This is a genomic window from Okeania hirsuta, assembly GCF_003838195.1.
GTDB classification, from domain to species: Bacteria; Cyanobacteriota; Cyanobacteriia; order Cyanobacteriales; family Microcoleaceae; genus Okeania; species Okeania hirsuta.
Genome location: NZ_RCBY01000313.1, coordinates 1 through 6,826, shown reverse-complemented (window position 1 = coordinate 6,826; position 6,826 = coordinate 1). Strand labels below are relative to the sequence as shown.

Here is a 6,826-nt window from a genome sequence, read left to right as displayed (position 1 = left end):
CGGCAGGCTATGCCACAGGCTATTTCGGTAAGTGGCATTTGGGGTGGAGCTCTCCACATATGCCTGGGGATCAGGGGTATGACGATTGGCGGGTTCATCGGAGAGGAACTTTTTATAAGCTTAAATCCCGGGACGCCATCTTCCCGCCAGATGATAATTTGGATGACGAGACTCGTCTATCTGAAGCACTTACAGACTATAGCCTATCTTTTATAGAGCAAAATAAGGACAGTCCTTTTTCCTTTTTCTTTCCATTATGATGTGCACGTGCAATGGATGCGATAGAGATTGATTCGACAAGTATCTGGAAAAAGAGGTAAAGGAAGTTTCCTGGCACGCTATCTACGCCGCTATGATTGAGCATGTTGACCGGAGCTTAGGTCGAATCATGGATAAGTTGGATGCACTTGGGCTTACTGAGAATACGATGGTTGTCTTCTCTCAGACAATGGAGTCTCGTCAGCCGCTTTGATAAAATCCCATTGCTGGCCAAGGATAAGTTGGAGATCTACGAAGATTCTCCACTTCATACATCGCCACTTCTAATGCACCGCTAAGAGCGGAAAAGGGACTGTCTTTGAAGGAGAATTCGGGAGCCTTTGCTTATAAAATGCCTAAAGTGATTGCGGCCGGAAGCACTTCCCACAATTGATATCGAGTATCGATTTTTCCCCACCTTTGTAGAGTTAGGAAAGGGGCAACTCCGGCTGAGCAAGCTGTGATGGAGAGAGTTTTGCCGCTACCTTGAGGAGGAGAAACAGCTGAAGCAGATCGCACTTTGTATTGGCATTATCCTGTCTATCATCACGATCGCCAGCTGGAGCCATTAGACAGGGAAGTGAAAGGATTGAGTACTTTTGATAACCAGGAAGTTGAGCTTTATGATTTGAACGGGACATAGGGGAACAAAACAATCTTGCAGAAAAGCAGCAGCCGGACAAGCGAAAGGAATTAAGGGTCAATTGACCAAGTGGAGAAAAGACATTGCCGCTCAGATGCCCGTCAAGAATCGGTTTTGATCCAGCTCGGCGACTGGAATGGGCAAACATCCCGATCGACAGTAAAGTAATTCATAAGTTATCGTATCAAACCACCTGACATGTATTTAAGATGCATTCCTGCTGGGTACTAATCTTGTACTGTTTAGTTGTAGCTCAAGTCCACAGGCTTTTTGATCGAGCCAAGGCCGAGGAAGAGATTATGGAGATGCATGATGCCCAGCGAACCTATCACTTTGGAAAAGACTCCGTGTCCTTGCTCAGCAGATGAGTGAAGCATATGTTCTGTTAATCGAGGACTGATCACCCGGCCGAGTGTTCAGGGACAATCAGTAGATACAATAGTATTTTTTTCAGCGGTAGAAATTGTCAAATGGACGATTTGAATCCACAGGGATCCGTTTTTCTGATATGGAAGTATGGCCTATACTGTGGTGGATAAGGAAGTAATTGTAGAATATAAGATTAGCGAGACGGAGACTATTCTAGACAGTGGTTACTATGCCTGGGTGGCTATCTATAAAAACAGCCGAAGGTTGGAAACTGGATTGCGTGGCCTCAACTAATCGATAGCATAGGGGAGAAAGAGGATAAGTGATCACCCCAAGCTGAATGATGTCATACGCTGGGACGATCTTGCTTGGGTTATGGTTAGCCTAGAAAGCATTGTCTTTTGCTGAATTGGTAGCATAGAACCAGGCTGCTCCGCCTAGGGCGAGTCCTTCATCATACTCGCCATGAAGGCCTGTTGCTCCATGCCTTCACTGCCCATCATGCCAGGCAGATGAATGGACAAGGCAAATATAATTAACATCAATCCTAGGAGAGGGTGGCTAATTTATCCATTTTTTCCAATGGCAATTACTCACAGCTGCGGCAATCAAAGCTGCTCCGGTAAGATAGATCCAGAAGACCCCACCCGGAATGGCCACCATGCCGCCATAGCACTGCATGGTCATGTGTCCGACGCCAAAAATTAGCATTGGAATCGCGAAAAGTATTTCCTAGTTGAGTACTGTGTTCATGATGTTTAGGTGTTTAAAATTGAAAAATTAAATGTAATAACATTAAATGTTATACATCTAATTAATGAAGTTAGATAAAAATATCTCACTCGCAAAGAAATCAGAATTAATTATGGCTTGAGGCGGGAGATTGGAATATGATATGGGGTAAAACGAGAAAGGCGCCTTGCAAAAATTTGTATTGCAAGGCGCTTTATATGGGATCAATTACCAGTTAGGCTGCTTTCAACTTGGATAGCCTGGAACGGCTCATCTTTTGCTCAGCATACTCCTAGTAGAACAAATTCTTTCACTTCTTTTTGCGATGGCAAGTCGACATGGCATCCGTCATGATGGCTCGCAGATAGATCGAAGTCCTCTGGCACCCAACTGGAATTCCAAAGCCTTTCTGCAATGAAGTCCAGGGCTCCATCTGTGAAAGTTAAGGCGATTCCTTCTAGGTCAAACAGTTTTGTATACTGCTTCACCAGTGAGTTTTTAGGCTCCGTAAGGATACGCTTCAAAGCATCGAGATCCAGTGAGATTCAAAAAAGTCAGTACGGGTAGACGGCCAATTAATTCAGGAATTAATCCAAATCGCTTCAGATCTGATGGCTCACGTACTGTAGCAAGTTATCTTTATCGATACCCATGGTTTCATCGTCATCAGATTTGAAGCCGATTACCTGTGTTTTACTCTACGAGCAATATTTCTTTCAATACCATCGAAAGCTCCACCAAATGAACAGAATATTACTGGTGTTCACCTTAACCATTCTGTTCTGGGTGCTTTCTCCACCTTGTGGCGGTACATTCACATCCGTTCCTTCTAGCATCTTCAGCATCGCCTGCTGCACGCTTTCTCCCGGAAACATCCGCGTAATGGATGGTTATCACTCTTGCGAGCAATCTTATCAATTTCATCGATGATACACTATTCCTCTTTCCGCTGCTGCCACATCATAGTCACATACTTGTAATAAGCGACTAAGAATACTTCGACATCTTCTCTCCACATAATCGCTTCTGTAATACAGTAGCATCTACGATAGAGAAAGGAACATTCAAGAACTTTGCTATGGTTTTTTTTAGTAGGGTTTTACCCGTTACCAGTTTGCCAACAAAAGGATAATTTGATTTTTTCATCTCCACGTCGTCCGATTTCATCGGCTGGCGAAGACGTTTGTAATGGTTATATACCGCTACTGAAAGTATCTTTTTGGCTTCATCTTGGCCGATTACGTACTGATCCAAATGGGTTTTGATATCCATTGGAGTTACGGCTTCGGGCAGCATAAAGGGGTTATACTTTCCTGTTTACTATTATTACCGTAGAGCTCTTCCTCAATAATTTCGCCTGCTTGTTCAACACACACCTCGCAGATATGACCTTCGATTCGGCGATCAAAATGAGGGCTTCGACTTGTTCCGGCCGCAGAAGGAACAACGGTAATTTGTTTGCTTTCGCATACCGGAGCTGCTTCTTTTAAATAGTTGTCAAGTGAATTCATAGGCCTCAAGATGAGATAAAGACCTCTTCAGGGCAAAATAAGCATCTCTTATCACCTATATGATAAAGTTAAACAAAAACACCACAAAACCTATGGACTTTGTGTGTTCTTGTTAGTGCGGATTACTAAGCCTCTTTCTTCGGATTGTTTCTATCCAACACCTCGTCAATCAATCATACTCTTCGCTTTCTTCGGCTGTCATCCAGTTATTCACGCTCACAATCTTCCTTGATCTTATCATATTCTTGACCTGTGTGATGGGCAAAATATCATAAAGCGCTTTTGCTGCTCCTTGATTCAAGTTGTAGTAGATTTCCATGTCTGTCACCTGACCCTGCATACCACTAATGGTTGGTGGATCATTACGCGGCTATGGTAAGACAGGTACGCTTCCTTTGGTACCCGCTGCCAAAAGTACAGCTCCCATGGAGGCTGCCAATCCAGTAAGATGGTTCCTAATCAGGTGAAACGTATTGCATTGTATCATAGATACCCAATCCGGCGATCACAGATCCCCTGGCTATTGATAAACATTTGCACATCGCGCTTCGGGTCGGTTGATTCCAAGAACAATAGTGAGCTTGATAAACATCGCCACATAATCATTTACGGAACACCCATGAAAATGTTCGGTCCATCATCAGGCGCGAAAAAACGTCGAGGCCAACGATATTCATTTGGCGCTCTTCGATCACGTTCGGTGTAAATCCTTGTATGTTCGGGTACCTAGAGACGACTTTTCAGCATATTTTTCAAGGTGAATGCTACTCATTCCCAAGTGCTTGGTAGCATACTTCATAAATTCATCTTTGTGGAACATGTAATGCTGTTTATAAGAGTTCGGTTAATAAATGTCATTGATATTAACGCATAAGTACCCGTCCGGTTGACCTTTAGTAGAAATAGAATGCCTAATTTTTACCGGTCAAGAAGGATTCTTTACTCTTCCTCAGCTGCTCTACCGCTTGTTTCTGCTGTCTTTCTGCTTCAATAGCAGCGATACTTCTTGAATTCTTCAGAGCTAATTGACTTATCCTCACCTCCACCTTTTCAAACGCTGCTTCGAAGAATTTGTTCGACCACTTCTTCGTAGATCTCATTTACTTGCTTCTCATCTTGCAACATGCGATCTGCCATACTTTCCCCATAGCTTCCATATCTGGACTTGGCGCTCCGCCAAAATATCCGCGGATTCTATTCTTGAAGCTTTCTCTGAGTTCGTCTTGATTACTCGATTTCAAATGTCTTGTTTAACTAACCTCGAATCAGTTCAGCGCAAGTTGTCTGCAATGCAGGGTTTTTCTTTTTCCAAGGTCTTTGGATCCAATTGCCATTGTGGTTGTAGCCATCGCTTCAAGAACTCATCAGGAAGGCTTAAGGCATTAGAATCCAACAAGGCCTTCTGGATATCTCTATACAACAAGGCTTCTGCTTGTGCATTGAAAGAAGAGGAAATGTTTTCCTTCAGTTTGGTTTTGAATTCCTCTTCCGAAGACCTTGCTCAGGCCCAAACACTTGTCAAAGAACTCTGGTTAAGTTCTCCTTTCGCTACTCTTGATACTTAGTTAATTTCAGCTTCAAAGGAGTCACTCCACTGCTCTCTCATCACTATCTTCCAGTCCCAGGAAGTATTTACGAGCATATTTCTCGTAGTGTCTTTTTCTAGTTGAAAAAGGATTGATCTTGATTTGATCACCCAACTTCAACTTTAGTACCGATCTTCACATCATCTTCCAGTCGATCTACCAACCACACTGAATTCGTGTGTGACCCTTCTGCTTTGACCGCATCTCCTTCCCACTCGGTTACATCGAAGGTGACAATTATCTTTCTCTTCAATTCCATCTTCTGGATAAGTCTGTTCTCCATTGCGTTGCAAAAGATTATCCACCTCTTCCTGACCATTTCATCAGAATCTCACTGCATACTTCTCGAAAGGATCTCCTTCGAGTCCAGCTACTAAAGGCAGGAGCAATACCTATATCAAACTTAAACTCGTAATCGCTAAGGTCACGACATAAAAATCCACTGGCTCTTGGTCATCGGAAGGGATTGGCTGGCCTAGAATTTCAGTGCTGTCATTCACATGAAATCGTCAGCTGTTCCTGCAAGATCTTATTGATCACTTTCCCAACACTGCTCTACCAAACATCTTTTTAGAACACTCATCGGAGTTTCCCTGCGGAAACCCTTATGCGAGATCCTTGCGATATTTTTTCAGTTCCGTATTAAATAGTGGTGGTAGTCGTCTTTTGGAATCTCACCGTCAATACGGCATTTAAATTGTCAATATCTTGTTCTGACAACTTGTGGCATATAAATAATTTGAAAATTTGAAGCTATGAGGAACGTTGACTCCTGGTGGGTGGTGGTAAGTTATTGGTTATGGTGTTAGTATGTATTCAGTGATCACTGGTTTGTATAAGAGACGAGAAATTGCACCAATAATCAGAATCTATCAAATAACTAATAACATCTTACCATTACCTAATTCCCAATAACTAATAACCATACCTAAATTCATGTCAACTCAAACGCTTTCTCTGTAGGCGCTGATCTGTAGTAGCTCATCTTAGTTGCTAACGGATAGGAAATGATCTCTTCTTGTGTTGATCATCAAATCCTTTAAATGAAAAAGGGAAATCGGAATAATTAAATCATCCCCATTTCCCTGATTGTGCGGGTGGAGGGACTCGAACCCCCACGCCTTGCGGCACTGATCCTAAGTCTAGCGCGTCTACCAATTTCGCCACACCGCATTTTACCGTATTCAGCAGGCCTAAAGCTAGCTGAATAAAGCTTTAAATAAAGGATTAACCTTGCGTGTCAATCTTTGCTTTCTTCAAAGCGATGCAAGATAAAATCTTTTTTAAAAAAACAATCTTTTTGCGGGTTTTTTTGGCCTCAAAAAATCCCGCTCCGCCAAGCGAAGGCTTGAGGCTTTGTTACAACACTTAATAGCCCATTTTCCGATTACTTATCGCGAAATTACTAGTGGGTTTAAGGCCCTTAAACGTGAAATTTTAGTAGATTTGTAATAGCGGTTTTTTGATCAACTAACTCTAGTTTGGCCTGTGTATAGGTGGAATTTAGCCTGCAGTAAGCTGTTTAATTTTATTACAGCGAGAAAGATAAGTAGGAATAGATAAAGAACACCTACCAGGAACTAGCAATTGAACTAAAAGCGACGCAAAGCAAGCTAAAATAGTAAGAAAAGGCTTTTATGAAGCTCCTCTTCTGATGTTTACCTGCGCATGCTCACTTGCTACATCACCTTCCAAGACCCTTTTGGACAGCAATAATAATCGATCCC

Annotated in this window: 6 protein-coding genes and 1 tRNA gene; 2 read left to right on the top strand and 5 right to left on the bottom strand. The window is 42.5% G+C overall.

Going from position 1 to position 6,826, the window contains the following annotated elements; all coding sequences use genetic code 11:
* Positions 1 to 260: sulfatase-like hydrolase/transferase (locus D5R40_RS41575; protein ID WP_153183513.1), on the top strand; the 260-nt coding region annotated here is incomplete at its 5' end.
* 343 nt (positions 261 to 603) lie between these two features.
* Here D5R40_RS41575 and D5R40_RS36345 read toward each other — a convergent pair.
* The 4 genes from D5R40_RS36345 to D5R40_RS42975 all read right to left on the bottom strand — a co-directional run bounded on the left by D5R40_RS36345 (position 604) and on the right by D5R40_RS42975 (position 4,113).
* Positions 604 to 777, bottom strand: a complete 174-nt coding sequence (locus D5R40_RS36345; RefSeq protein ID WP_161565093.1) for a hypothetical protein — start codon at positions 775 to 777, stop codon at positions 604 to 606.
* Between the two features lie 2,212 nt (positions 778 to 2,989).
* A complete protein-coding gene (locus D5R40_RS38230; protein WP_205127724.1) occupies positions 2,990 to 3,298 on the bottom strand; it encodes an ATP-dependent Clp protease ATP-binding subunit ClpX in 309 nt (102 codons plus the stop codon).
* Between the two features lie 585 nt (positions 3,299 to 3,883).
* A complete protein-coding gene (locus tag D5R40_RS42980) occupies positions 3,884 to 4,000 on the bottom strand; it encodes an ATP-dependent Clp protease proteolytic subunit (RefSeq protein WP_375339422.1) in 117 nt (38 codons plus the stop codon).
* Complete coding sequence (locus D5R40_RS42975; RefSeq protein ID WP_375339421.1) at positions 3,997 to 4,113, bottom strand: ATP-dependent Clp protease proteolytic subunit; 117 nt, start codon at positions 4,111 to 4,113, stop codon at positions 3,997 to 3,999. The genes D5R40_RS42980 and D5R40_RS42975 overlap by 4 nt, the downstream gene beginning before the upstream one ends.
* Before the next feature lie 641 nt (positions 4,114 to 4,754).
* Between D5R40_RS42975 and D5R40_RS38225 the strand changes: the two genes are divergently transcribed.
* Entirely contained in the window at positions 4,755 to 5,078 is a 324-nt protein-coding gene (locus D5R40_RS38225; protein ID WP_124155589.1) for a hypothetical protein, read from the top strand.
* Between the two features lie 1,113 nt (positions 5,079 to 6,191).
* On the opposite strand, the gene D5R40_RS28950 is transcribed toward D5R40_RS38225, so the two are convergent.
* A tRNA-Leu gene (locus tag D5R40_RS28950) sits at positions 6,192 to 6,271 on the bottom strand.
* Positions 6,272 to 6,826: the final 555 nt, after the last annotated feature.

Coding starts and splice junctions, on each gene's coding strand:
- D5R40_RS38230 (WP_205127724.1), bottom strand. CDS start 3,298: ATGCTGCCCGAAGCCGTAACTCCAATGGATATCAAAACCCATTTGGAT.
- D5R40_RS42980 (WP_375339422.1), bottom strand. CDS start 4,000: ATGATACAATGCAATACGTTTCACCTGATTAGGAACCATCTTACTGGA.
- D5R40_RS42975 (WP_375339421.1), bottom strand. CDS start 4,113: ATGTGGCGATGTTTATCAAGCTCACTATTGTTCTTGGAATCAACCGAC.
- D5R40_RS38225 (WP_124155589.1), top strand. CDS start 4,755: ATGTCTTGTTTAACTAACCTCGAATCAGTTCAGCGCAAGTTGTCTGCA.